The organism is Pseudomonas poae (genome assembly GCF_001439785.1).
Lineage (GTDB): Bacteria > Pseudomonadota > Gammaproteobacteria > Pseudomonadales > Pseudomonadaceae > Aquipseudomonas > Aquipseudomonas poae.
Map to the genome: position 1 here is coordinate 1 of NZ_JYLI01000012.1, position 24,499 is coordinate 24,499.

General features: G+C 60.3%; 30 protein-coding genes and 1 tRNA gene. 17 read left to right on the forward strand and 14 right to left on the reverse strand.

Annotated elements, in window-relative coordinates:
- Positions 1 to 740: 740 nt before the first annotated feature.
- Complete coding sequence (locus TU75_RS15340) at positions 741 to 1,112, reverse strand: nuclear transport factor 2 family protein (protein WP_060549421.1); 372 nt, start codon at positions 1,110 to 1,112, stop codon at positions 741 to 743.
- A 194-nt stretch (positions 1,113 to 1,306) separates the two neighbouring features.
- On the opposite strand from TU75_RS15340, the gene TU75_RS15345 reads away from it, so the two are divergent.
- Together TU75_RS15345 and TU75_RS26680 are read left to right on the forward strand one after the other, a co-directional pair.
- Positions 1,307 to 1,651 carry a hypothetical protein gene (locus TU75_RS15345; RefSeq protein ID WP_060549422.1) on the forward strand — a complete coding sequence of 115 codons (345 nt, stop codon included), beginning with the start codon at positions 1,307 to 1,309 and terminating at the stop codon, positions 1,649 to 1,651.
- Between the two features lie 148 nt (positions 1,652 to 1,799).
- Entirely contained in the window at positions 1,800 to 2,150 is a 351-nt protein-coding gene (locus TU75_RS26680; protein ID WP_073637113.1) for a DUF7079 family protein, read from the forward strand.
- A 61-nt stretch (positions 2,151 to 2,211) separates the two neighbouring features.
- Here the strand turns inward: TU75_RS26680 and TU75_RS15350 are convergent, their stop codons facing one another.
- Entirely contained in the window at positions 2,212 to 2,628 is a 417-nt protein-coding gene (locus TU75_RS15350; RefSeq protein ID WP_231981942.1) for a GNAT family N-acetyltransferase, read from the reverse strand.
- A gap of 572 nt (positions 2,629 to 3,200) precedes the next feature.
- Between TU75_RS15350 and TU75_RS15355 the strand changes: the two genes are divergently transcribed.
- Entirely contained in the window at positions 3,201 to 3,536 is a 336-nt protein-coding gene (locus tag TU75_RS15355) for a hypothetical protein (RefSeq protein WP_060549424.1), read from the forward strand.
- A 758-nt stretch (positions 3,537 to 4,294) separates the two neighbouring features.
- Here the strand turns inward: TU75_RS15355 and TU75_RS15360 are convergent.
- Positions 4,295 to 4,382, reverse strand: a tRNA-Ser gene (locus TU75_RS15360).
- Positions 4,383 to 4,667: 285 nt separating this feature from the next.
- Here TU75_RS15360 and TU75_RS15365 point away from each other — a divergent pair.
- Positions 4,668 to 5,339 carry a Bax inhibitor-1/YccA family protein gene (locus TU75_RS15365; RefSeq protein WP_003232168.1) on the forward strand — a complete coding sequence of 224 codons (672 nt, stop codon included), beginning with the start codon at positions 4,668 to 4,670 and terminating at the stop codon, positions 5,337 to 5,339.
- A gap of 64 nt (positions 5,340 to 5,403) precedes the next feature.
- On the opposite strand, the gene murB is transcribed toward TU75_RS15365, so the two are convergent.
- The 8 genes from murB to TU75_RS15405 form a co-directional block, all read right to left on the reverse strand.
- Entirely contained in the window at positions 5,404 to 6,423 is a 1,020-nt protein-coding gene (murB, locus tag TU75_RS15370; RefSeq protein WP_060549425.1) for a UDP-N-acetylmuramate dehydrogenase, read from the reverse strand.
- Positions 6,420 to 6,884 carry a low molecular weight protein-tyrosine-phosphatase gene (locus TU75_RS15375; RefSeq protein ID WP_060549426.1) on the reverse strand — a complete coding sequence of 155 codons (465 nt, stop codon included), beginning with the start codon at positions 6,882 to 6,884 and terminating at the stop codon, positions 6,420 to 6,422. Before TU75_RS15375 ends, murB begins: the two co-directional genes overlap by 4 nt.
- Positions 6,884 to 7,648 (reverse strand): 3-deoxy-manno-octulosonate cytidylyltransferase, encoded by a 765-nt coding sequence (gene kdsB / locus TU75_RS15380; RefSeq protein WP_060549427.1) that lies wholly within the window; start codon positions 7,646 to 7,648, stop codon positions 6,884 to 6,886. Before kdsB ends, TU75_RS15375 begins: the two co-directional genes overlap by 1 nt.
- Positions 7,645 to 7,830, reverse strand: a complete 186-nt coding sequence (locus TU75_RS15385; protein ID WP_003174668.1) for a Trm112 family protein — start codon at positions 7,828 to 7,830, stop codon at positions 7,645 to 7,647. The genes kdsB and TU75_RS15385 overlap by 4 nt, the downstream gene beginning before the upstream one ends.
- Before the next feature lie 24 nt (positions 7,831 to 7,854).
- Positions 7,855 to 8,865: a tetraacyldisaccharide 4'-kinase gene (gene lpxK, locus TU75_RS15390; RefSeq protein WP_060549428.1), complete on the reverse strand. Its 1,011-nt coding sequence runs from the start codon at positions 8,863 to 8,865 to the stop codon at positions 7,855 to 7,857.
- On the reverse strand, positions 8,865 to 9,293 hold the full coding sequence (locus tag TU75_RS15395) for an ExbD/TolR family protein (RefSeq protein WP_003232159.1): 429 nt from the start codon (positions 9,291 to 9,293) through the stop codon (positions 8,865 to 8,867). Before TU75_RS15395 ends, lpxK begins: the two co-directional genes overlap by 1 nt.
- The gene (locus tag TU75_RS15400) at positions 9,290 to 9,925 is read right to left on the reverse strand and encodes a MotA/TolQ/ExbB proton channel family protein (protein ID WP_015372391.1); all 636 of its coding nucleotides are present in this window, start codon (positions 9,923 to 9,925) and stop codon (positions 9,290 to 9,292) included. The genes TU75_RS15395 and TU75_RS15400 overlap by 4 nt, the downstream gene beginning before the upstream one ends.
- Positions 9,926 to 10,034: 109 nt before the next feature.
- On the reverse strand, positions 10,035 to 12,260 hold the full coding sequence (locus TU75_RS15405; protein ID WP_231981940.1) for a DNA internalization-related competence protein ComEC/Rec2: 2,226 nt from the start codon (positions 12,258 to 12,260) through the stop codon (positions 10,035 to 10,037).
- Positions 12,261 to 12,395: 135 nt separating this feature from the next.
- On the opposite strand from TU75_RS15405, the gene TU75_RS15410 reads away from it, so the two are divergent.
- From TU75_RS15410 to TU75_RS15425, 4 genes are all read left to right on the forward strand, one after another.
- Entirely contained in the window at positions 12,396 to 12,911 is a 516-nt protein-coding gene (locus tag TU75_RS15410; RefSeq protein WP_003232152.1) for a DUF2062 domain-containing protein, read from the forward strand.
- A 135-nt stretch (positions 12,912 to 13,046) separates the two neighbouring features.
- Positions 13,047 to 15,800 carry a response regulator gene (locus TU75_RS15415; RefSeq protein ID WP_003232151.1) on the forward strand — a complete coding sequence of 918 codons (2,754 nt, stop codon included), beginning with the start codon at positions 13,047 to 13,049 and terminating at the stop codon, positions 15,798 to 15,800.
- A gap of 81 nt (positions 15,801 to 15,881) precedes the next feature.
- Positions 15,882 to 16,322 carry a hypothetical protein gene (locus tag TU75_RS15420; RefSeq protein WP_060549430.1) on the forward strand — a complete coding sequence of 147 codons (441 nt, stop codon included), beginning with the start codon at positions 15,882 to 15,884 and terminating at the stop codon, positions 16,320 to 16,322.
- Positions 16,319 to 16,720 carry an META domain-containing protein gene (locus tag TU75_RS15425; protein WP_060549431.1) on the forward strand — a complete coding sequence of 134 codons (402 nt, stop codon included), beginning with the start codon at positions 16,319 to 16,321 and terminating at the stop codon, positions 16,718 to 16,720. The genes TU75_RS15420 and TU75_RS15425 overlap by 4 nt, the downstream gene beginning before the upstream one ends.
- 113 nt (positions 16,721 to 16,833) lie before the next feature.
- Here TU75_RS15425 and TU75_RS15430 read toward each other — a convergent pair whose 3' ends face one another.
- Positions 16,834 to 17,295, reverse strand: coding sequence for a TlpA disulfide reductase family protein (locus TU75_RS15430; RefSeq protein ID WP_060549432.1), 462 nt, complete (start codon positions 17,293 to 17,295; stop codon positions 16,834 to 16,836).
- Positions 17,296 to 17,410: 115 nt separating this feature from the next.
- Here TU75_RS15430 and arsC point away from each other — a divergent pair, with 115 nt between their 5' ends.
- Together arsC and wrbA are read left to right on the forward strand one after the other, a co-directional pair.
- Positions 17,411 to 17,764, forward strand: coding sequence for an arsenate reductase (glutaredoxin) (arsC, locus tag TU75_RS15435; RefSeq protein WP_015372395.1), 354 nt, complete (start codon positions 17,411 to 17,413; stop codon positions 17,762 to 17,764).
- Complete coding sequence (wrbA, locus tag TU75_RS15440; RefSeq protein WP_060549433.1) at positions 17,761 to 18,366, forward strand: NAD(P)H:quinone oxidoreductase; 606 nt, start codon at positions 17,761 to 17,763, stop codon at positions 18,364 to 18,366. The genes arsC and wrbA overlap by 4 nt, the downstream gene beginning before the upstream one ends.
- Positions 18,367 to 18,448: 82 nt before the next feature.
- On the opposite strand, the gene TU75_RS15445 is transcribed toward wrbA, so the two are convergent.
- Both TU75_RS15445 and ttcA read right to left on the reverse strand, forming a co-directional pair.
- A complete protein-coding gene (locus TU75_RS15445) occupies positions 18,449 to 19,120 on the reverse strand; it encodes a DNA-3-methyladenine glycosylase I (protein WP_060549434.1) in 672 nt (223 codons plus the stop codon).
- 67 nt (positions 19,121 to 19,187) lie between these two features.
- Complete coding sequence (ttcA, locus tag TU75_RS15450) at positions 19,188 to 20,012, reverse strand: tRNA 2-thiocytidine(32) synthetase TtcA (protein ID WP_003232138.1); 825 nt, start codon at positions 20,010 to 20,012, stop codon at positions 19,188 to 19,190.
- A gap of 178 nt (positions 20,013 to 20,190) precedes the next feature.
- Here ttcA and TU75_RS15455 point away from each other — a divergent pair, with 178 nt between their 5' ends.
- The 7 genes from TU75_RS15455 (at position 20,191) to TU75_RS15485 (ending at position 24,295) form a co-directional block, all read left to right on the forward strand.
- Positions 20,191 to 20,685 (forward strand): SprT family zinc-dependent metalloprotease, encoded by a 495-nt coding sequence (locus TU75_RS15455; RefSeq protein WP_003232136.1) that lies wholly within the window; start codon positions 20,191 to 20,193, stop codon positions 20,683 to 20,685.
- Between the two features lie 173 nt (positions 20,686 to 20,858).
- Positions 20,859 to 21,251: a sulfurtransferase complex subunit TusD gene (gene tusD, locus TU75_RS15460; RefSeq protein ID WP_060549499.1), complete on the forward strand. Its 393-nt coding sequence runs from the start codon at positions 20,859 to 20,861 to the stop codon at positions 21,249 to 21,251.
- A gap of 1 nt (position 21,252) precedes the next feature.
- Complete coding sequence (gene tusC, locus TU75_RS15465; protein ID WP_015372400.1) at positions 21,253 to 21,603, forward strand: sulfurtransferase complex subunit TusC; 351 nt, start codon at positions 21,253 to 21,255, stop codon at positions 21,601 to 21,603.
- The gene (gene tusB / locus TU75_RS15470) at positions 21,603 to 21,881 is read left to right on the forward strand and encodes a sulfurtransferase complex subunit TusB (protein WP_060549435.1); all 279 of its coding nucleotides are present in this window, start codon (positions 21,603 to 21,605) and stop codon (positions 21,879 to 21,881) included. Before tusC ends, tusB begins: the two co-directional genes overlap by 1 nt.
- Positions 21,878 to 22,213 (forward strand): TusE/DsrC/DsvC family sulfur relay protein, encoded by a 336-nt coding sequence (locus tag TU75_RS15475; protein ID WP_003232128.1) that lies wholly within the window; start codon positions 21,878 to 21,880, stop codon positions 22,211 to 22,213. Before tusB ends, TU75_RS15475 begins: the two co-directional genes overlap by 4 nt.
- Entirely contained in the window at positions 22,210 to 23,211 is a 1,002-nt protein-coding gene (locus TU75_RS15480) for a glycosyl transferase family protein (RefSeq protein ID WP_060549436.1), read from the forward strand. Before TU75_RS15475 ends, TU75_RS15480 begins: the two co-directional genes overlap by 4 nt.
- 88 nt (positions 23,212 to 23,299) lie before the next feature.
- Positions 23,300 to 24,295 carry a glutathione S-transferase family protein gene (locus TU75_RS15485; protein ID WP_060549437.1) on the forward strand — a complete coding sequence of 332 codons (996 nt, stop codon included), beginning with the start codon at positions 23,300 to 23,302 and terminating at the stop codon, positions 24,293 to 24,295.
- Positions 24,296 to 24,499 lie beyond the last annotated feature (204 nt).

Here is a 24,499-nt window from a genome sequence, read left to right on the forward strand (position 1 = left end):
GAGCACGAGGTCGGCAGCCTCGCGTTTGAATTCAGGAGTAAAGGAGCGGCGTTGTTTGGTCATCTGACACCTCGATCTGGCGAGCATTCTCGCCTAAATGGGTGTCCGGTTTCATTAGACCACTACAGGCTAACACCTTGCGTAGTCGAACGGAGGCAAGCTCGGCATCCTTCATCCCAATAACGACTACCGTCTCTGAGAGGACATTTTGGCAATATCAATCTATTACGCTGCTCGGCTGAAAGCTCCGCTCAGCTCGAACGAGATCGCAGCTATTCAGAAGGTTGTTCGACGGTACTGTGTAAACGATCAAATAGAACGATTCCTCTCCCTTGGCGTGGGCCTTAATTGGGAGTCATTTGACTATTCAACAAATCTGGAACCGAGTCGTTTTCTAAAGAAGGGTCTAGTGCTCTCGGGCTCCACTAAGCTCCTTGATAACCAACAAAATGCATCATGGGTTGGCGTACAACATTGGTGTCAGTGCTTATCGGAGATTCGTATCTCGGTGCCTGGTTGCGAATGGAATGTTGCAGTCGAAGATCATGAAATGCAGTGGGATGCAGCGCTCAACTTGTATGACCCCACCCTGTAAAGCGGGGGCTCGAGCACACGTCCTAATCACCGTTGGAAGGTCAGGGGCCGGCGAACATACCTTCCGAGTCTGGTCGATGCGGATATTTGTGTCCGCGTTGACGGTCATTATCGCTGTGTGACGCACCGCCTCATGCTCATCGGCGCTAGTACCAACATCTAGTCGGAGACCTCGTACCTTGGTGAAACACCATGTGCCAACCATTTTCGTAGGTTTTCCAAATGGAGCTACGCAGTGATAAAGATTCGTCGCCATTAGCTTTTTGGTGACGGCATAGGTACGTTGCTAACACGACACCATCTGCAAGCACACGCAGACTGAAATCCACGATTGTTCTTTTAACAAAAATCTGTGATGTGAGTGCAGCGATGACCTCCGCTTTCGTCCAGCTTTTGCCGACAGCTCCAAACTCAACGAAGTCGTCGGAAAGCAGCTGTTTAAGCAGCCCGTCATTCTTTCTCGTTTCTGGCTCTAGCAACAGCCGCTCAAGCGCTAAAATTTCTAGACGGATACCCATTTCCCTCACCTACCAGTGTCGTTTACACGCGTTTCACAGCGGAACAATAGATCGCATAAGCTAGATCTGTAACCATTGATTCGGCAGCAACTGCCTGATGTCCTTCGCCTGTACCAACGAGAATTACCAAAGGGCACCCTCATTAGCTATATTGCGGCATCAGATTGAGAGCTTAAAAAGGAAAAATTTTGGATATGCCTAAGGTCAAGGCTGAACTGGAGGCGGTGCTTCAGGACTTCGGGGCTCGTCCCTATGGTTTTTTTTCCATTCTGGGCGATTCAGACAACCCGAACCTCAATCTGCGCAAGCAGAACACTGGCTGGGAATTCATAAAATCCGAGCGCTGGCACAGCCTTGATCTGTCCAGCTACATACTATGGAGTATTTCTGACAACGGAGATCTGCTTTGGTGGAATGGTGAGCAGACAATCGCGATGAATCCGAGGGACGGTACTTACCTGTCCGAGCCTGTCAGCCCGCTGGGATTCATTCGGCTTGTGGGGCTGAACAAGGTCGGAAGATTGTTCCCGAACTTTTGAATGGTCACATCCTTGCCGAACGCGGTCGCCTGCGAGTAGGCGATTGCTTTGGGTCGAAAACGGCCCTTCTTGGCGGAGAATATCTGTCTGAACGCTTTATGCTACTATTTCCTCTGGCCGCTGGGTGCCGTCCAAGCTTCGGGTATGCATGGAAAACGTCGACGCAAACCGCCTGAAGATTTGGCAGGCACTTTCAGAGTTCTTTCTCGATACTGAGATCACTGACTCGACTTTTGACTATGTCGCTCGTGTAGTCCTAGAAACAGGTTATTCGCCCCGAGAAATTCACAGCATCCTTTGGGCTGAAGTTTTCCCTGTACTTGAGGGAAACCTTAAATCCATTGCAGGTGAATGGGCGGGATGGACAGATGAGTGGCTGTTAGAGCATCTTTCAGTAAGTGAGGTCTCTACGAACAAATTGGGTGACAGCGGCATTATTAAAGAGATCACAAGATGCTGGGGGCAAGTTGCAACCCGGCTTCCGCCTGTATATGCCTGAACTCAACACCATCATATGCCCCGGATGGCTACCGGCTTCTGGGGCGTCACTGACGTGACCATCAAGCGTGGCGCTCATACCTGAGGTATCCATGTGCCTCCGTCCCGGTGTGCAGAAAACCCGCTTTCTGGTACATAAATTTCGCAGGGTTTTCAGGCCGTACACTTAAACGCAATTGAGTAAATCCCTGTGCTGCCGCGTCCAGCGCATACGCCTCCAGAAGCGCCATTCCTACGCCGCTACGTCTATGCTCTGCCACTACGTGAATAGTGCTAAGTTCTGCGTGGTTTTGATACGGGGCCCACAGCGAGTATCCAGCGAAGTCATCGCCCATGAGAGCAATTGTAAGCCGTTCAAAATTTTCCACCCAGCGCGTCAGGTGTCGCTCCAATTGCAACCGCCAGGTAATTTCATGCTCTGGCTCCCAACACCGAATATAGCTTTCCTCTCCTCGGTAGATCGCTGGGATATCAGTCACGCATGCTTGCCTTAGTCGTATTGCCATTCCATTAGCCCCTGGTTGAACGAGACCGCATGATATGGCGCACTTGGCCTTTCGCAAAGCTCGCGAACCACTCCGCTGAGCGACTGCTGCCCATTACAATGAGGCGCGCAGGTTACATCCGCAGTGACGGCTTCGATCTCTGTGCACTGGACACTAGGCATGAACCGAAGGCATGTGCGTCGGCACGTCGAGGCCACAAAACATCGCCCGATAAGGAGGGATCGGCATTGGAATCCTTAATAGATCCTTGATGCGATAGAGATCACCTCGCCCACCTTCAAAGCCGTGTTGGACATAAATCCCCCGAGCGTCATAACTCTCGGCAGCCAGTATAGCCACGGTTCTACTGCAGTAGATGCAGCGAGCGATGGTACTGACCGCCTGATAACCTTAAAACTCGACAAAAGCTTGCACGCCCATCACCACGCTGAGACGTTGTAAGCACGTAACGCGAATTCACAGCAGTCAAACACGTTTCCGACACGCTGGAGCAGCCATGCTAGTAGAATTCGTCAAGCTGATTACCGTCCCCTTTGAGATGTTCTATGAACTCTGATTTAACTGAAGAAGAAATGCGTCGTGCCCTTTTCGGTACGCCTCAGCCCGAAGAGCAGATATCTGCTCCTCTAGTAAATGAGCGTGTGGAAGAAGTTGTGCTCGCGAAACCCGTTGTCGCTCCAACAGCCAAGAAGAAGGTCGCGAAAGCATTCACGCCCAGGCTGAGGGTCACGTTACGTGTCGGAAACGACTTTGAGGGGAAAATGATCGAGTTGATTCACGAGGCCGATACGTTGAGCTCTTTGCTTGCTGAGCAGGAGGCTGTGAAGGCTGCGAGGAAGAAGTACAAGTACGTGGAAGTGGTATCGGTTAAATCGATGTAGTAAAGGGTAGCTGGGCTGATGAGTTATCACGTCGTTCACTTAGGAAGATATTTATCTCTCACGAACAAGCCCCCTCTTCACTCCGCTCTCTATCTGTATCAACTCGACGGCGTTGTCGACGAACAGCCCGTCACTTGTGGGTAAGTCTGGCAAACCAGCATGATTTTGTTTTTGGGCTCAAAGCCATGATCAATCATGCAATGCTGCACTTCTGCAGTGCGCCCGATGCTTGGGACGTCCAGATTCGACCCAAGTGGCTTCGCATAGCTGAATCGTTCAGCATTGAGTAAGCAAGCCAGCTTTCGATCATGATGACCAAGGGTGAGCTATAGACTCGGAGGGTTCGCAGCACAGACCTTCCCGGCCAGGTGAGGTATCACGTTCGCACAACATTGGCACCCACCTATAAACGATTAGCTTGCGAATGCCCGATGAAAGATCTCAGACATCCGCTGACTGAGCAGTTTTTATGATTTCCTAAGGATTAGGATGAGGACGCGCGCGCACATCGTAGACCCACCCGTCACCGCTGTGTGCAAGGAATGTAGGGGAGCGGATATCAGAGAGACGTCGGAAAGCTGCAATTGCTAGGATCTTTCTCTCTGAGAACGGATCACGCGTCATAAGGCGCATCTAGGTTGTTGCGCCTTTATGAAGGTGTCGCAAGGGAGAGAAGCTCCTTACGAGAGATCAGTGCAAAAAGCCATAAAAAAAGGGCCTAGGATTAACCTAAGCCCTTGATTTTGTTGAGTTCGCGGCGGGAAACCAGGGATTCGAACCCTGGGAACGCTATTAACGTTCGCCGGTTTTCAAGACCGGTGCATTCAACCACTCTGCCAATTTCCCGTGTATTCCGATGACGCGATGAAGCGGTACTGCAAGGTGCAACTGGAGATAGCCTTAGATAAGAACCCTGGGAACGCTATTAACGTTCGCCGGTTTTCAAGACCGGTGCATTCAACCACTCTGCCAATTTCCCTTGTGCATCACGGGATTATAGTAGCCCTTCCCGTCTCAGCGGGCGCCATAATACCCGAATGAAACACACTGTCAAACTCTCGCCATCGCTTGTTACAGAGCGTCTGTTATGATCTTTGCGACTGAACGTTTCAAAACCACAGGAGTGTCGCCATGCGCGAACAGAATTACGCAGTGAATGGCAACGCCCAGGCTGAGCAGCTTGAAGTCAGCCGCGTGTTGCGCAACACCTACGGCTTGCTCGCCCTGACCCTCGCCTTCAGCGGTGTGATGGCGTTCATGGCTCAGCAGATGCGCGTCGGCTACCCGAATATCTTTGTTGTACTGATCGGCTTCTACGGTCTGTTCTTCCTGACCAACAAGCTGCGTGACTCGGCTTGGGGCCTGGTGTCGGCGTTTGCCTTGACCGGTTTCATGGGCTTTATCCTCGGCCCGATCCTCAACCGTTACCTGGGCATGGCCGGCGGCGCCGAAGTGGTCAGTTCGGCGTTTGCCATGACGGCACTGGTGTTTGGCGGCTTGTCGGCCTATGTGCTGATTACCCGCAAGGACATGAGTTTCCTCGGCGGCTTCATCACCGCAGGCTTCTTTGTCTTGCTGGCGGCGGTGGTTGCAGGCATGTTCTTCCAGATCAGCGGCCTGCAACTGGCGATCAGCGCAGGTTTCGTACTGTTCTCGTCGGTGTGCATCCTGTTCCAGACCAGCGCGATCATCCATGGCGGCGAGCGCAACTACATCATGGCGACCGTCAGCCTGTATGTGTCGATCTACAATCTGTTTATCAGCCTGTTGCAGATCTTCGGCATCATGAGCCGCGACGACTGATTCATTGCCGCAAACAAAAATGCCCCGTATCGAAAGATACGGGGCATTTTTTATTGCGCGAGATTCAATATTGGTTGGGTTCCATCTCCAACTCAACCTTGAAACGCCGAGCGATGTCCTGCTGGATACGCCGCGCGAGGTTGGCAATATCCTGCCCGGTGGCGCCGCCGTAGTTGACCAGCACCAATGCCTGCAGGGTATGCACGCCGGCGTCTCCATCTCGAAAACCCTTCCAGCCGGCCTTGTCGATCAGCCAGCCGGCGGCGAGTTTCAGTTGCCCGCCGGCCTGGGGATAGGCCACCAAATCCGGGTACTGGCTTTTCAGCTCGGCTGCGAGTGCCTCGGACACCAGCGGGTTTTTGAAGAAGCTGCCAGCATTGCCCAGTTCTGCCGGGTCCGGCAGCTTCTCGCGGCGAATGCTGCAGATCGCGCGGCTGACGTCACTCGGCGTGGCATCGGTGATGCCCTGCGCCGTCAGGCGCTGTTGCACCGGGCCGTAGTCGAGTTTCAAGTGACGGGTGCGGCTCAGGGCAAAGCGCACGCGCAGGATCAACCAGCGTCCTATGTGTTGCTTGAAAAGACTGTCACGGTAGCCGAACTGGCACTCCTCCAGGCTGAAATCGCGCAACTCGCCGGTCTGGCGATCCAGAGCGGTGAGGCCGGCGAACACATCCTTGATCTCCACCCCATAGGCACCGATGTTCTGCATCGGCGCCGCACCGACAGTGCCGGGGATCAGGCTGAGGTTTTCCAGACCACAGAAACCGTGCTCCAGCGTCCACAGCACAAATGGATGCCAGGGTTCACCGGCTTCGGCCTCGACCACTACGCGGTTGTCGTCGTCCTGCAACACCCGAATGCCACGGGTTGCCATGCGCAATACCAGGGCGGGAATGTCCTGGGTCAGCAGCAGATTGCTGCCACCGCCGATCACCAGCAACGGCAGCGCCTGCGCAGCCGCATAGGTCAGCGCTTCACGCACATCGGCATCGCCATGGGCCTCGGCGAACAGTTGGGCGCGCACATCGATGCCAAAACTGTTGAAGGGCTTGAGCGAGACCTGCGCCCGCACCTGCAAGGTCATAACCGCCCCTTCAATTCGATCACCAATAAATCACAGGCACGCTCGATCAGGTCCAGCACCCTGTCAAAGCCTTGTTCGCCTTCGTAGTACGGGTCTGGCACTTCGTCCACCTCGGCATCGAAGCGGCGCAGGAACAGATCCAGCTCCGCCTTGCCCTGCCCCAAATGCATCGTCTTGAGGTGACGCAGGTTACTGTGGTCCATCGCAAGGATCAGGTCGTAGCGCGCGAAGTCAGCGCGGCTGACCTGCTGGGCGCGCTGGGACGACAAGTCATAACCGCGCATCAGCGCTGCACGCTGGCTGCGCTGGTCGGGCGGGTTGCCGACATGCCATTCACCGGTGCCGGCGGAGGCCACGTCGACCTGACCCGCCAGCCCCGCTTCGCGCAATTTATGGCGCAGCACGCCTTCAGCCGTGGGCGAGCGACAGATATTGCCCAGGCAGACAAACAAAACCTCCATCAGGCCCCCAGCAGGCGACGAACGCGATCGAGGTCTTCCTGGGTGTCGACACCGGCAGGAGGCGCTTCGAGTGCATCGCCGACATGGATGCGCACGCCGTGCCAAAGGGCCCGCAGCTGCTCCAGGGACTCGGTGTTTTCCAGCCAGCATGGGCCCCAGCTGACGAAGTCGTGCAGGAACCCGGCGCGGTAGGCATAAATGCCGATGTGACGGCGGTACGGCACGCCTTTGGGCAACAAATCGGGATGTTGGGCAAAGGCATCACGCGCCCAGGGCAAGGTCGAACGGCTGAATGTCAGCGCCAAGCCATTGAGGTCGCTGACCACCTTGACCACGTTCGGGTTGAACAGGGTTTCCACGTCTTCGATCGGTTCGGCCAGGGTCGCCATGCGCGCTTCGCCATGGGCGGCCAGATTGGCGGCGACCTGATCGATCACGCTCGGTGGAATCAACGGCTCGTCACCTTGCACGTTGACCACGATGGCGTCGTGCGCCAGGCCCAGTTGCGTGGCCACTTCAGCCAGGCGGTCGGTCCCGGAGTTATGGTCTTCGCGGGTCAGCACCGCCTCGGCGCCAAACCCCTGGCAGGCTTCGACGATGCGTGCGTCGTCGGTAGCCACCACCACGCGTTCCGCGCTGCTTTTGCACGCTTGTTCCCACACCAGCTGAATCATCGGCTTGCTGCCGATCATTTGCAGCGGCTTGCCCGGCAAGCGGGTCGATGCGTAGCGCGAGGGAATGACAACGGTAAAGGCGGTGGTCATTTATCCAGACGCTCGTCGGTGGTCAGGGTGCGGGCTTCGCTTTCCAGCATCACCGGGATACCGTCGCGGATCGGGTAAGCCAGACCGGCGCCTTTGCTGATCAACTCGGTTTTGTCGGCGCTGAGCTTGAGCGGGCCTTTGCAGATCGGGCAAGCGAGGATGTCGAGCAGTTTGGTGTCCATGAAGGTTTCCTGGAAAGAAGCGTATTAGGGCAAGGGACGTGCGGGCAGCAGGCGCGTCAGCTGCGTGTCGAACCAGGCGATAAACGCCGGCGACGGCAGCGCATCCACCGCAAGGTACCACCAGTCGGGCTGTGCAAAGGCGCGGCACTTCACCGCGTCCTTCTCGGTCATCACCAGTGGCAACGACGGAGTAAAACTCAAGACCTCGGCGCTGTAGTGCGCGTGGTCGGCAAACCCATGGGGTATGGGCTGCCAGTGTAGCGTTTCAAGGGTAGTGAAGAAACGTTGCGGGTTGCCTATACCGGCGACCGCATGCACGGCCTGCCCCGCCGGAAAATGGTCAACCGGCCTGCGCTCGCCGCTGTACAGGTTGATCAGTGCGGTGGGCTGCAGGCGAAAGGCAAAACCGTCTTCGCGATCGGCACCTGCGCCGTTATACAACAGCGCATCGACACTCTGCAGACGCTCCACCGGCTCGCGCAGTGGCCCGGCAGGCAGGCAACGGCGGTTACCCAGGCCACGGGCGGCATCGATCAACACCAGTTCAAGATCACGGGCCAGGCGGTAATGCTGCAGGCCGTCGTCAGACAGAATCAGGTCCAGCGGTTCGCTTTCCAGCAAGGCTTTTACCGCACGGCTGCGGTCGGGGTCGATCATCAGCGGCACACCGCTGCGCTGCACGATCAGCAACGGCTCATCGCCGGCCACGGTGGCACTCTGGTCGGCCTCGACCCGCCAGGGCAGTTGCGGCGGTTTGGCGCCGTAACCACGACTGACCACGCCCACGCGCAGACCGGCGCGACGGCAGTGTTCGATCAACCACAGAATCAACGGCGTCTTGCCGGTACCGCCCACGGTGATATTGCCCACCACCACCAGCGGCACGGGCGCTTTATAGATCTCGCCCTCTCCCGCCACGAAGCGCGCGCGCTTGCGCTGCACCACCCGACGATACAGACACTCCAACGGCGTCAGCAGTGCAAGGGCCGGATGGCCCGCGTACCAGGCCTGGAGCAGACGGTCGGAGATTGCCATCAGGGTTGCCCCGCCGCCTCGACAGTGCTCATGCGTAAATGGCTGAAGCCCAGCTTGCCGGCGGCGTCCATCGCAGTGATCACGGCCTGGTGCTGGGCCTTGCCATCGGCACTGATGGACAGCGGCATTTTGGTGTCGCCGCCAGACTCCTTCTGCAACGCATCCATCAGGCTGTTGAGGTCGTTTTTCTCCAACAACTGGTTGTTCACGGTGAACACGCCGTCAGCGCTGATGGCGATGTCCAGTTGCTTGACCTGCTGGTCCTCGGCCGGCGAGCCGCTCACCGCCTCGGGCAGGTCGACACGCAGCGCGGTCTGCCGGGTGAAGGTGGTGGTCACGACAAAAAACAGCAGCAGGATAAACACCACGTCGATCAGCGACGCGAGGTTGATATCGACATTTTCCCGTCGCTTGCGGCGAAATTTCACACCTTGTCCTCAACCAGGTCCACGTCACGGTCGCCCTGCACCACTTCTACCAGCTTGATGGCTTCCTGCTCCATGCCCACCACCAGCTCATCGATGCGCCGTTGCAGGAAACGGTGGAAGAACACCGAGGGAATACCCACCATCAGGCCCGCTGCGGTGGTGATCAAGGCTTTGGAGATACCGCCGGCCAACACCGCCGCGTTGGTGGTCATGCCCGACCCCATGAACGAGCTGAAGATATCGATCATGCCCAGCACGGTGCCGAGCAAGCCGAGCAACGGCGCCATCGCGGCGATGGTGCCGAGCGCATTGATGTAGCGCTCCAGCTCATGAATGACGCGGGCGGCGGCCTCTTCGATGCATTCTTTCATGATCTCGCGACCATGCTTGGAGTTGGCCAGGCCCGCCGCGAGGATTTCTCCCAAGGGCGAATTGGCGCGCAGTTCCTTGAGCTTCTGTTTGTCGAGCTGCTTGTTCTTGATCCAGCCCCACACCTGCCCCAGCAGATGCTCGGGGGTCACCCGACTGGCACGCAGGGTCCACAGACGTTCGGCAACGATGCCGAGTGCGGCGATGGAACTCAAGATGATCGGCAACATCATCCAACCACCGGATTTGACCAATTCCCACACAGTGAATGTCCCCTCGAAAAAGTGCGCCACTTTACCATATAGGTTCGGTCACGGGGCTCGTCGGCGACGGGCCCGCCCGTCGCAGCCCTTGAGTGGGTTGGATGGCGGATCAGCGTAACGGTTCACGCCAGAACCGGCGTTGCGCGCGTGCAACCTGCGCCGGCTGGAAAGCCCCCAATTGCAGGCGCACCGCACCGTGCTCGGCGCTGTCATACACCCGGCTGCCCAAAACCCGGTAACGCTCCATGACCTGGGCATGAGGATGACCGAATGCATTGCCGCGCCCACGGGAGATCAGCACCGACGTGGGTGCCAACTGCTGCACAAAAGGCCGGGACGACGAACTGCGGCTGCCATGGTGGGGGACCTGCAGCCAGTCGGTGCGTTGCGCCAGCGGCGAGTCGAGCAGTGCACGCTCGGCGGCGCGATCGATATCGCCGGTGAGCAGCAACCGTTCGCCGTTGGCCTGTACCTGCAACACGCAGGACTTCGGATTGCCGTCGACGGCGCCAGGCCATTGCCACAGCTCGAATGACACGCCGTCCCACTCCCAGCGTTCGCCACTGAGACACGGTTGAGTGCCGAGAAACCCGGGCAGGCCGTCGGTTTCACCGCCCACCACGCGCTTGACCGGCAGCCCTCGCGCCACTGCGGCCGCCCCACCGGCATGGTCGGCATCGGCGTGGCTGATCAGCATCAAATCCAGTGACGCGATACCGAGTTTTTTCAGCGACGGCAACACCACCCGCGCGCCCAGATCTGCGGCCCGCGAACGGGGGCCGGCATCGTAAAGCAGGGTGTGATGACGGGTACGCAGGACAATCGCCTGCCCCTGCCCAACATCCAACTGCAAAACCTCGGCCCGTCCATGGGGCACCGGCTCGCGCGGTGGAAACACCGCCAGCAACAGCATCGGCCAGCCCAGCAGCCGAAAAGGCACGCCGCCGGGCAGCAGCACGATCACCGCGCCGGCCAGACTCACCAGCCAATACCCCAAAGGCACTTCAGCCGGTATCCACGCCGGCAGGTACCCGGCCAGCAACGCAAGACCCTGGAACAACAGGTCCAGTGCGCCGCCCGCCAACCACAGCACGACCTCCCCCACCAACGGCACCGCCAGCAGGACAGTCCCCAACAATGCCAACGGCAACACCACAAGACTGATCCACGGAACAGCAATCAGATTGGCAAAGGGAGCACTCAGGCTGATCGGCAAACCCAGTATCAACAACAAGGGGAAAAGACCGATGGCGATTAACCACTGCGGGCGCGTCCAGGCCTGCCAAAGGCTCCAGGGGCCCAATCGCCCGCCAAAGGCCAGTATCAAAACGGCAACGGCACCGAACGATAACCAGAATCCGGGCTGCAGACTGGCCAACGGCTCCAGCACCAGCACCCCGTTGAGTGCCAGCAGCAACGGCCACCAGGCACCCAGATGGCGAAAGCGCAAGCGCCACAGCAACACCAGGCCCACCATGACGCAGGCCCGCTGCACTGGCACGCCGAACCCTGCCAGCAGGCCGTAACCCAGTGCTGCAACAAACGCCAGCCCACAGGCCCAGGGCAACCACGGCCAGGTGGCGGGCCAGCAACCATAACGCGCCAGCAACGCGATCAACCCATAGATCAACCCCGCCAACAAGCCTACGTGCTGGCCGGAGATCACCAGCAGGTGCACGGTGCCGGTGTCCTGCAACACTTGCCAGTCTTCGTCCGCCAGCCCGGAGCCGTCACCCAGCACCAGCGCGGCCAATCCCGCTTCGCGGCCCTGAGCATCCACCGCCATCAGGCGCTGGCGCAGCGCATCGCGCCAGGCGTTGCGGGCCGGCGTCAGGCGCTCGCCGTCCTTTACCGTACCGGTCGCGCCGATACGCTGCGCCAACAGCCAGGCTTCGTGATCGAACCCATGAACGTTGAGCAGCCCGGACGGTCGCTTCAGGGTCACGGCCAACCGCCAGCGCTCGCCGCTATGCACCGCCGGTCCACCATGCCAGGACACCCGGATGCGCCTGGGCAAACGGGCATTGCGTGACCGGCTGTCGGCCAGCTCGAAGCGCACGCCGCTGGATGTTTGCTGTGGCAACCCGACCACCCGTCCCTCCAGCCAGCGTGTCTGGCCGTCCAGGGCTGAGGTTAAACGGTCATCCAACGCCCATTGCGCGCTGATGCACGCCCAACTCACACCGAACAGAAAAAAGGCCAGCGCGAAGGTGCGAAACGGCAACAGCATCAAGGCCAACACCGACATGGCCAGCAGCCATCCCGTCGCCGGCAATGCCGGTAGAAAACGCAGGGCCAGCAACCCCAGCGCCAAGGCGAACATCCCTGTCTTCATGAGTCATCCTTTTCAAGTGACCCACTCAGTCATAGCCGGGCGGCGGACGGTGCCCATGATGTTTTGTCACAAAGTCTGAATTTTCTGTTTATAGAATGCGGGCATACTTGCCCCTCGAACTGACCTGGACCCCTTATGCCCCGGCGCTTATTCAAACGGTACATGCCTGACCCCAGCAGTATCAGGGAACACAAGTCATTACAGTTTCTTGGGACCTTGCTGCATGACCCGAACCTTTGGCACCTGAACCGGCACTCGGTGGCGCGGGCCATGGCCGTGGGTCTGTTCGCGGCCTTCATTCCAATTCCCTTGCAGATGTTATTGGCGGCGGTGCTGGCCATCGTGGTGCGGGGCAACATGCCCATCGCCGTCAGCCTGGTGTGGCTGACCAACCCGATCACCATGCCGGTGGTGTTCGTGTGCACCTACATGACCGGCGCCTGGCTGATGAACGTGCCGCCGCGCAGCCTGCCCGACCACCTCACCTGGGAATGGATCAGCGGTCAGCTGAGCACGCTGTGGCAGCCGTTCCTGCTCGGTTCGGTGGTGCTGGGCCTGGTGCTTGGCGCCCTCGCTTATTGCCTGACCATGGGCTACTGGCGCTGGTGGGTCGCGCGCCAATGGAAGCGCCGCAAACTGCGCCGCCGCTGACCCGCCGACACGCCGCACCTGCTCGACACCATTAATTTTCAGGATTCCAGGCCGCGCAAATGGCTACACTGCGCAGGTGGCGCGGGCCGGATGCCCGCGTGGAAGATTGATATCAGTGGTAGCAGGAGAAGTGGCGTGCTTAGAAGAATGGGAATTAAAGGCCGCGTACTGTTGCTGACCTTATTGCCGACCAGCCTGATGGCATTGTTACTGGGCGGGTATTTCACCTGGATGCAGCTCTCGGAGTTGCAGACCCAACTGCTGCAACGCGGCGAAATGATCGCCGAACAACTGGCACCGCTGGTGGCGCCCGCACTGAGCAGCAAGAACGCTGACCTGCTGGAACGCATCGCCACCCAATCCCTCGAGCAGACGGACGTGCGCACCGTGTCGTTCCTCGCACCGGACCGCACGCCCCTGGCCCATGCCGGCCCGACCATGCTTAACCCGCCGCCGACCGGCAATAATTCGCACCTGCTGCAGCGCACCGGCAATGACGCCACGCGCTATCTGCTGCCGGTGTTCGGCCGTCATCGCAACCTGGCCGGCGAGCTGATCCCCGATGAAGCCGACCGCCTGCTGGGCTGGGTAGAGGTGGAACTGTCGCACAACGGCATGTTGCTGCGCGGCTACCGCAGCCTGTTCGCCAGCCTCCTGTTGATCGCTGTCGGCCTGATCTTTACCGCAGCGCTGGCCCTGCGCATCAGCCGCACCATCAACGCGCCGATCGGCCAGATCAAGCAAGCCGTGGCCCAGCTCAAGGACGGCAACCTGGAAACCCGCCTGCCACCGCTGGGCAGCCAGGAGTTGGACCAGCTCGCATCGGGCATCAACCGCATGGCCGAAACGCTGCAGAACGCCCGCGAAGAACTGCAACACAGCATCGATCAGGCCACCGAAGACGTACGCCAAAACCTGGAAACCATCGAAATCCAGAACATCGAACTGGACCTGGCCCGCAAAGAGGCTTTGGAAGCCAGCCGTATCAAGTCCGAGTTCCTGGCCAATATGAGCCATGAGATCCGCACCCCGCTCAACGGTATTCTGGGCTTCACCCACCTGCTGCAAAAAAGCGAACTGTCGCCGCGCCAGCTGGATTATCTGGGCACCATCGAAAAATCCGCCGACAACTTGTTGGGCATCATCAACGAGATCCTTGATTTCTCGAAGATCGAAGCCGGCAAGCTGGTGCTCGACAGCGTCCCCTTCAACCTGCGCGACCTGCTGCAGGACACCCTCACCATCCTCGCCCCCGCCGCCCATGCCAAGCAGTTGGAACTGGTCAGCCTGGTGTACCGCGACACCCCGCTCGCGCTGGTCGGCGACCCGCTGCGCCTCAAGCAGATCCTGACCAACCTCATCAGCAACGCGATCAAGTTCACCCGTGAAGGCACCATCGTTGCCCGCGCAATGATCGAGGACGAACAGGAAGACAGCGTACAGCTGCGCATCAGCGTGCAGGACACCGGCATCGGCCTGTCGAGCCAGGATGTGCGCGCGCTGTTCCAGGCGTTCAGCCAGGCCGACAATTCGCTGTCGCGCCAGCCCGGCGGCACCGGCCTGGGGTTGGTGATTTCCAAGCGCCTGATCGAACAGATGGGCGGCGAAATCGGCGTCGACAGCACTCCGGGCGAAGGCTCGGAGTTCTGGATCAGTCTCAACCTGCCCAAGACCCGCGACGATGTCGACGACCTGCCCTCTGCGCCGCTGCTCGGCCGCCGCGTTGCGGTGATGGAAAACCACGAACTGGCGCGTCAGGCCTTGCAGCATCAGCTGGAAGACTGCGGTCTGGCAGTGACGCCGTTCAATACCCTGGAAAGCCTGACCAACGGTATCACCAGCGCTCACCAGACCGAACAGGCCATCGACCTCGCGGTGCTTGGCATTACCGCCAATGACATTCCGCCCGAGCGCCTCAACCAGCACCTGTGGGATCTCGAACATCTGGGTTGCAAAGTACTGGTGCTGTGCCCGACCACTGAACAGATGCTGTTCAACCAGTCGGTGCCCAACCCCAACAGCCAGTTGCAGGCCAAACCTGCGTGCACGCGCAAACTGCGCCGGGCCCTGGCCGACCTGATCAGCCCGCGCCCCTCGCGCGCCGAGCCTGGCGAGCCGCTGTCCAGCCGTGCACCGCGCGTACTTTGCGTCGACGATAACCCGGCGAACCTGTTACTGGTGCAGACCCTGCTCGAAGACATGGGCGCCAAGGTGCAGGCCGTGGACAGCGGTTACGCGGCGATCAATGCGGTAAAGCAGGAAACCTTCGACCTGGTGTTGATGGATGTGCAGATGCCGGGCATGGACGGACGCCAGAGCACCGAGGCGATTCGCCAGTGGGAAAGCGAACGCCACGGCACGCCACTGCCGGTGGTCGCGCTCACGGCCCACGCCATGGCCAACGAAAAACGCGCGCTGCTGCAGAGCGGCATGGACGACTACCTGACCAAGCCGATCAGCGAGCGGCAGCTGGCCCAGGTGGTATTGAAATGGACCGGCCTGGCCCTGCGCAACCAAGGGCCCGAGCGGGTCACCGAAAACCTCGGCCACGGCGTGCAATTGCAAGTGCTCGATCATGAGGAAGGCCTGCGCCTGGCCGCCGGCAAGACCGACCTGGCGGCCGACATGCTCGCCATGTTGCTGGCGTCGCTGGAGGCCGACCGCCTGGCCATCACCGTCGCCCGCGAAGCCAATGACAATCAGGCCCTGATCGAACGCGTCCACCGCCTGCACGGTGCCACGCGCTACTGCGGCGTGCCGCAACTGCGCGCCGCCTGCCAGCGCGCCGAAACCTTGCTCAAGCAGGACGACGCCAAGGCCACAGCGGCGCTGGATGAACTGGACATGGCCATCACCCGGCTGGCCAGCGAGGCACGAGTAAGCGCCTGACTCCTGTTGATCAGCGGTCACATACCGGGCTCATGATAGGCCGGCACCCGTGATAGGATGCCGCGCCTATTTGGAGGATCCATGGCCGAACACGATTTCCGCTTCAGCTTGCTGAGCCCGCAACATACCCTCATCGAATGCCGCGCCCTGGTGCCGGGCCGTTACCAAGTGACCGGCAACGGCGGTTCGATCAAGCATGGCGACGTGCTGATCGTCACCCTGCGCGGCAGTAAAACCCTGTCGATGCGACTGACCGTCGAAGGGGACGCACGCTACTCCATCCGCCCTGCCGGCCAGTGGGTTGCCATGGCCCACGGGCCGCAATTCGGCGAGCTGGAGATTCACACCTGGAGGGTCAACTGCGACAGCTGCGACAGCGTGCTGGAGTTTGAATTTGCCGTTGAAACCAAACTGACCAAAGCGCCGCTGCAACCGGCGGCCAACGCGCGTATCAAGGAGTTGGGCTGGACCAGCGATGGCGCCAGGCACCGCTGCCCGAAATGCCAGCAGGCCGCACAATGAGAGGCCTGCTGCTCGTCGCCCTTGCAGCTGGCCTGAGCGGTTGCGCCGGTAACACGGTCACGCTCAAGCAGGATCACAGCTACGTGGTGGAATGGATCGGTGAACGGCCGCTGATGGATGACGCGAACCTGACGGTCACCCTCGGCGCCGATGGCCGCGCTTACGGCAACGGTGGCTGCAACCACTGGTTTGCGCCCTACACCGTCAACGGTAACACCCTCAGCTTCGGCAAAATCGGCAGCACCCGCAAGCTCTGCGCCGCGGCCCTGATGGAGCAGGAACAGCGCTTCTTCCAGGCCCTGCAAGGCGTGCAACGCTGGGACCTCTCGCCCATCGAACAGACCCGCTTCTGGCCGGCCGAAGGCAAACCGATTCGCCTGTGGCTTGAGGAAGGCTGATCGCAGAGTTGACGTATACCCAATGAGGGAGGGGCTTGCTCCCGATAGCAGCGTGTCAGTCCATACATCGGTTGACTGATACACCGCTATCGGGAGCAAGCCCCCTCTCACATTTAGCCGCGCAATGCCTTGAGTTTGGCCAACACCCCCGCCGCCGTCTGCTCGCCCATCAACTGCTCGCGCACCTTGCCCTTGTCGTCAATGATGTAGGTCACCGGCAACGCCTCGCTGCGCGGAATATCAAAGAGTTCTTCGGGGCTCTGCGCCAATACGGTGAACTTGATCCCCAGCTTCTCGCTGGCGGCCTTGAGTTCCTCGCCTTGCACATTGTCGAAATTGACCCCGAACACGCCGACGTTCTGGGCTTTGAGCTGTTCAGACAACGCATTGAGCTCGGGGATTTCCGTGCGGCACGGGCCACACCATTCCGCCCAGTAGTTGACCACCAGCCACTGTTTGTCCAGGCGCTCTGCCGCCACTTTCTGGCCGTACTGGTCGACGCCGTAGTCGTTGCCGCAGCCGCTGAGCAGCAGGGTTGTGATGATCGCCAATGCACCGATCAGTCGCCTTGTCATGGAGTAATCCTTCGCAAAAATGAACGTGGGCTGCGACCGGTTGCCTCTTACGGTTTAAGGACGGGCCGCCACGCGGGTAGAATACCCGCCACCTTACGCAAGATGCGACCCGCACATGACCGATCTGACGCTTTATCACAACCCGCGCTGCTCGAAATCCCGCGGTGCGCTCGAACTGCTCGAAGCCCGCGGCCTCGCCCCGACCGTGGTGCGCTACCTCGAAACCCCTCTGAACGCCGCGCAACTGACAGCGTTGCTTGGCAAGCTCGGCATCACTGCGCGCCAGTTGCTGCGCACCGGTGAAGACGAATACAAGACCCTCGACCTGGCCGACGCCACCTTGAGCGAAGCCCAGGTGATCGCCGCCATCGCCGAGCATCCAAAGTTGATGGAACGCCCGATCCTGGAAACCGCCGACAAGGCCGTCATTGGTCGCCCGCCCGAGAAGATACTGGAGATTTTGCCGTGAGTACGCCGTATGTGCTGGTGCTGTATTACAGCCGCAATGGCTCGGTGAGCGAGATGGCACGGCAGATTGCCCGCGGCGTCGAGCAAGGCGGGCTGGAAGCGCGCCTGCGCACGGTGCCGGCGATTTCCGCGGAGTGCGAAGCCGTGGCGCCGAGCATTCCGCAAGAAGGCGCGCTGTATGCGAGCCTGGACGACCTGAAGAACTGCTCGGCACTGGCCCTGGGCAGCCCGACGCGCTTTGGCAACATGGCCGCGCCGCTCAAGTACTTTCTTGATGGCACCAGCAACCTGTGGCTCACCGGCGCCCTCGTCGGCAAGCCGGCCGGGGTGTTCACCTCCACCGCCAGCCTGCATGGCGGCCAGGAAACCACACTGATGTCGATGCTGCTGCCGTTGCTGCACCACGGCATGCTGATCACCGGCCTGCCCTACAGCGAACAGGCGCTGCTCGACACACAGGGCGGCGGCACGCCCTACGGCGCGAGCCACCATGCCGGAGCGGACGGCAAGCGCCCGCTCGATCAACATGAAACCGCCCTGTGCCGCGCCTTGGGCCAGCGCCTGGCAAACACCGCCCGGCTGTTGGACGGCCAACCAGGCTAAGGTTCTGCCAACCCCGCTCCCACATTTTGCAAGGCATGCCAAATGTGGGAGCTGGGTGACCCGCGAAGGGCTCCCGTGGGTCTCAATGATTGACGGTATACGCCAGCATCATCGACAACTGACACATCGGCCGCACGCTCTCGGCGTGCCATTGGTTGAACGCACCCTGCACGGCCGCCAGATCGCGAAGGCTGGTCGGGGCCCTGTCGACGATCTTCTGCGCATTCAGCGCCGCCACCACGTCGTCACTGGGCACAAAGGTGTCCTTGCCGACCATGCGCAAAAAGCGCGGCGCCGACAGCCCGCCCAACTGGTGGCCGTGCTTGCTCAGGTACTTCCATAATCCGACGATATCGGTCACCGGCCAGTCGGCGACAAATGCGCCGAAGCTGCCCTTTTCCTGCTCGATGTCCAGAATCATCTGCGCGTTGCGCGGCACGCTCTTGAGCTTGCCCAGGTGGCGGATGATGCGCGTGTCCTGCATCAGCCGTTCCAAGTGCTCGGCGCCCATCAGCACCACTTTCTCCGGGTCGAAGCCGAAGAATACCTGTTCGAATGCCGGCCACTTGGCGTCCACCACGCTGTGCTTCAAGCCTGCGCGAAACACCCGCAACGCCAGGGTCGACAGGTAGCGGTCATCGCTGATCTTGCGCAGCTGCGCCGGCGTTTTGGGCGTTGGCAGGTGGGCTTCCAGCTTGGCCGCCGAGCCGAAGCGGTTCAGACAATATTCGTTCAGCCACTTGTAATCGCGCATGCCCTCTCCCGGGGATTGAAATGAAAACGGCGCCCGTGAGCGCCGTCCTTCAGAGCGTTGCAGAGACTCAGAGGTTCACTACATTGACGAAGCGCGAGGCGGCGCTCTCGTCGATACGCAGGCTGGTGAAATCGAACAGGTTGCGGTCGGCCAACTGCGACGGGATCACATTCTGCAGGCTGCGAAAGATGCTTTCGGTACGCCCCGGGGTCTTGCGCTCCCAATCCAGCAGCATCTCCTTGACCACCTGGCGCTGCAGGTTTTCCTGGGAGCCGCACAGGTTGCACGGGATGATCGGAAACTGCTTGAGGTCGGAGTAGGCCTGGATATCCTTTTCGTTGCAATACGCCAGCGGCCGGATCACCACGTTGCGCCCGTCATCGGCACGCAGCTTGGGCGGCATGGCCTTGAGCGAGCCGTTGAAGAACATATTGAGAAAGAAGGTTTCGACGATATCGTCGCGATGGTGACCCAGCGCCATCTTGGTCGCGCCGATCTCGTCGGCAAAGGTGTAGAGCGTGCCGCGTCGCAGGCGCGAGCACAGCGAGCAGGTGGTCTTGCCTTCGGGAATCAGTTCCTTGACCACCGAATAGGTGTCTTTCTCGACGATGTGGTACTCCACGCCCAGTGCCTTGAGGTAGGCCGGCAGCACATGTTCGGGGAAGCCCGGCTGTTTCTGGTCCATGTTGACGGCGACGATGTCGAACTTGATCGGCGCGACCTTTTGCAGGTGCAACAACACATCGAGCATCGTATAGCTGTCTTTGCCGCCGGAGAGGCAGACCATGACCTTGTCGCCGTCCTCGATCATGTTGAAATCGGCAACCGCCTCACCGGCCAGGCGACGCAGGCGTTTTTGCAATTTGTTCTGGTTGACCGTAAGAGTGCCCATGGCGCTTGGATCCGCTGGAGATGTGTGACGAAAAGCGCAGCATTTTACCGATAAGACCGCTGAAGTTCCAATGCGCACGCCAAGCCCTCAAATCCTGGGCGATGACCATTCGGCGCCTGACAGATTCGGAAACACTGCGCTTTGCGGCATACTGGACCGCTCTGGAGATAGATACAGCATGTCCGAGCCACTCAATACCCGCGTCGAAGATTGTTTCCTGCAAGCCGAATCCTTTTTCAAACGAAGCTTCAAACGCCCGCAAATCAGCCTCAAGCTGCGGGGTCAGAAAGCCGGTGTCGCGCATTTGCACGAGAACCTGCTGCGTTTCAATCCACAGCTGTACCGCGAAAACACCCAGCATTTCCTGAAACAGACCGTGGCCCACGAAGTGGCGCATCTGATTGCCCACCAACTGTTTGGCGAGCGTATCCAGCCCCACGGCGAGGAATGGCAACTGATCATGCGCGGCGTTTATGAACTGCCGCCGGATCGCTGTCACACCTACGCGGTCAAGCGCCGCCAGGTGACCCGCTACATTTACCGCTGCCCGTGTGCCGACAGCGACTTTGCGTTTTCCGCGCAGCGCCATGGCATGGTGGCTCAGGGGCGGCGGTATCTGTGTCGACGGTGTCGACAGACGTTGGTGTTCAGCGGGGAAACCCGGGTGGAATGAGGGCCTCATCGGGAGCAAGCCTTCTTCCACGCTTGGCTCGGTGAATGCAGTCAAATGTGGGGGCTGGCTTGCCTGCGACAGCGCCCGGCCGATCACCCCACCGCTTTGATCACGGCGGGCTTTTTCGCGGCAGCCGCTTTATCATGGGCCCACGTTTGTTTGCCGAGTGTTCCATGAAGTTCGCGATTGCACTGTATAGCGCCGCCCATGCGCCCTCCTCGCGCCGCGCCTTGCTCTTCGCCCAGGCGGTATTGGCCGACGGGCACGAGATCGTGCGGCTGTTCTTCTACCAGGATGGCGTGTACAGCGCGTCCAACAACATCGTCACGCCGCAGGATGAGCAAGACATCACGCGTCAGTGGCGTGAATTTGTCAGCCAGCATCAGCTCGATGGCGTGGTGTGCATCGCCGCCGCCCTGCGCCGTGGCGTGCTCAACAGCGAAGAGGCCGCGCGTTATCAACGCAGCGCGGTGAACCTGGATGCACCCTGGGCATTGTCGGGCCTGGGGCAATTGCACGACGCCATCCAGGACGCCGACCGCCTGATCTGCTTTGGAGGGCCGTGACATGTCCAAATCCTTGTTGGTGATCAGCCGCCAGGCGCCGTGGTCCGGACCCAGCGCACGGGAAGCCCTGGACATCGTGCTGGCCGGTGGCGCGTTCGATCTGCCGATCGGCCTGCTGTTCATGGACGACGGCGTGTTTCAGCTGGCCTCGGACCAGAACGCCAGAGCCGTGCAGCAGAAGGATCTGGGCGCCAACCTGCAAGCGCTGGAGCTGTTCGGCATCGACGACGTGTTCGCCTGCAACCATAGCCTGGAAGTACGCGGACTGAATGCGCCGGCCAGTGCTCAAGGCCTGGGCAGCGACGCCATTGCCCATTTGCTCGACCGTTACGACCAGGTGATAACCCTCTGATGTCGACTCTCCACGTACTCTCCCATTCCCCGTTCACCGACAGCCGCCTCGACAGCTGCCTGCGCATCTGTGGCGCCGAGGACGCGATCCTGCTCTGCGGCGACGGCGCCTACGGCCTGCAAAACGCGGCCCTGCAAGGCAAAGGCGTAAAAGTCTTCGTGCTGGCCGAAGACAGCCAGGCACGCAACCTGCCATTGCCCGACTGGGCCGACAGCGTCGACTACCCGGGCTTCGTGCAGCTGTGCGTCGACTACGACAAGGTCAACACCTGGCTATGAACACCCTTACCGTAGGCGCACGCTGCCTCGAACTGGACAAGGACGGCTACCTCGTCGACCTCAACGACTGGTCGGTGGACGTCGCCAACGCCCTCGCCGCGGCCGAAGGCCTGGCACTGACGCCGGCGCACTGGGAAATCCTCGAGTTGCTGCGAGGTTTTTATGCCGAGTTCCAGCTGTCCCCGGCCACGCGCCCGCTGATCAAGTACACCGCCTTGAAGCTGGGCCCGGAAAAGGGCAACAGCCTGCACCTCAACAAACTGTTCAACGGCACTCCCGCCAAACTCGCCGCCAAGCTGGCGGGCCTGCCCAGGCCGACGAATTGCTTATGACCGACTTTGCCCCGCTTACCCTCGCAACGCCTGAAGAGCACCCGTTTGCGCCATTCGTGCGCATCCTCGGCAAAGGCAAGCGCGGTGCGCGCAACCTAACCCGCGCCGAAGCCCGCGAAGCCATGGGCATGTTGCTCGACGAAAAGGTCGAAGACACCCAGCTCGGCGCCTTCCTCATGCTGCTGCGCCACAAGGAAGAAAGCCCGGAAGAACTCGCCGGCTTCACCGAAGCCGTGCGCGAGCGCCTGAATGCTCCCGCACTGAACGTGGACATCGACTGGCCCACCTATGCCGGCAAAAAGCGCCACCTGCCGTGGTTCCTGCTGGCGGCCAAGTGCCTGGCGCAGAACGGCGTGCGCATCCTGATGCACGGCGGCGGCGCACACACGGCCGGTCGGCTGTACACCGAACAATTGCTTGAAACCCTGCAAATACCCCTGTGCCGCACCTGGCAACAGGTCGAGGCGGCTTATGAGCACGGCAACCTGGCGTTTATCCCGCTGGGCGACTGGGCGCCGCAGCTGCAACGCATGATCGACTTGCGCAACACCCTGGGCCTGCGTTCACCGATCCACTCGCTGGCGCGCCTGCTCAACCCGCTGAAGGCCCGTTGCGGCCTGCAAAGTATCTTCCACCCTGGTTATCAAGGCGTGCACCGCGATGCCAGCGGCCTGCTGGGCGATAACGTGATAGTGGTGAAGGGCGACGGCGGCGAGATCGAGATCAACCCCGACAGCGTCAGCCACTTGTACGGCACCACGGGCGGCCAGAGCTGGGACGAAGAATGGCCCGCCCTCTCCGCGCAGCGCCACGTCAAACCGGCAAGCCTGGAACCCGAGCATTTAAAGGCGCTATGGCGCGGCGAGGTCGAGGACAGCTACCCGCAATTGGCGCTGATCGCGACCATGGCCCTGGCCTTGCGCGGCCTTGGCCAGCCGCGGGAGCAGGCGTTCGAACGGGCTCGGCAGTACTGGGAAGCGCGGGACAAATCGATTTAATCGATGATTGTCGCCGGGTATTTGCGCTTTTAGTTCGAACTCACGCCTTTAGACTGGGCTCCAACGCTTAATAGCCAAGGAGCCAATCATGGGTTTGCTGATCGAAGGACACTGGAAAGACCAGTGGTACGAAAGTAGCGCAGATGGCGCTTTTCAACGCGAACAGGCACAACGCCGTCATTGGGTGACCGCCGACGGCGCGCCCGGCCCGAGCGGCGAAGGCGGCTTTGCGGCCGAGGCCGGACGCTATCACCTCTACGTGTCGCTGGCGTGCCCATGGGCGCACCGCACCCTGATCTTGCGCAAACTCAAGGGTCTGGAAAGCCTGATCGATGTGTCGGTGGTCAGCTGGTTGATGCTGGAAAACGGCTGGACGTTCGACAAGGCCCACGGCTCCACCGGCGACGCACTGGATGATTTCCAGTTTATGCACCAACGCTATACCGCGGACACCGCCGACTACACCGGGCGCGTCACCGTGCCGGTGCTATGGGACAAAAAACTCAAACGTATCGTGAGCAATGAATCGGCGGAGATCATCCGCATGTTCAACAGCGCGTTCAACGCGTTGACCGGCAACACCCTGGACTTTTACCCCGAGCACCTGCGCCCGACCATCGACGCCCTGAACGAGCGCATCTACCCGGCCGTCAACAACGGCGTGTACCGCGCGGGCTTTGCCACATCGCAGCAGGCGTACGAAAGTGCATTTGATGATGTGTTTGCCGAACTGGACTCTCTGGAACAGCACCTGGGCACGCATCGCTACCTGGCCGGTGAGTACCTGACCGAGGCGGATGTGCGCTTGTTTACCACGCTGATTCGCTTTGATGCGGTGTATTACAGTCACTTCAAATGCAATCTGCGCCGGATTGCCGATTATGCGAATTTGTCGAACTGGCTACGGGAGATGTATCAGTGGCCAGGGGTGGCCGAGACGGTGGATTTTGCGCATATCAAGGGGCATTACTATGCCAGCCATCGCACGATCAATCCGACCGGGATTGTGCCGAAGGGGCCGTTGCAGAGGTTTGATGGCGCACATGATCGCAACAGGCTGACTGGCCAGGGCGTTCACGGCTGACTGCACTCTGGGAAGCGGGCCTGCCTTCAGTTAACTGTGGCCAGCAGGCTTGTCCTGCGTTGGGCTGCGTAGCAGCCCCAAAACCAGGCCCTGAGCCGTATCAGGTACACCGCGTTTTGCTGGAGTGGGGGCGCTTCGCACCCCAACGCGGGGCAAGCCCGCTCGCCACAATAAGCCCGCTCGCCACAATAGGCGGGTTTGCCC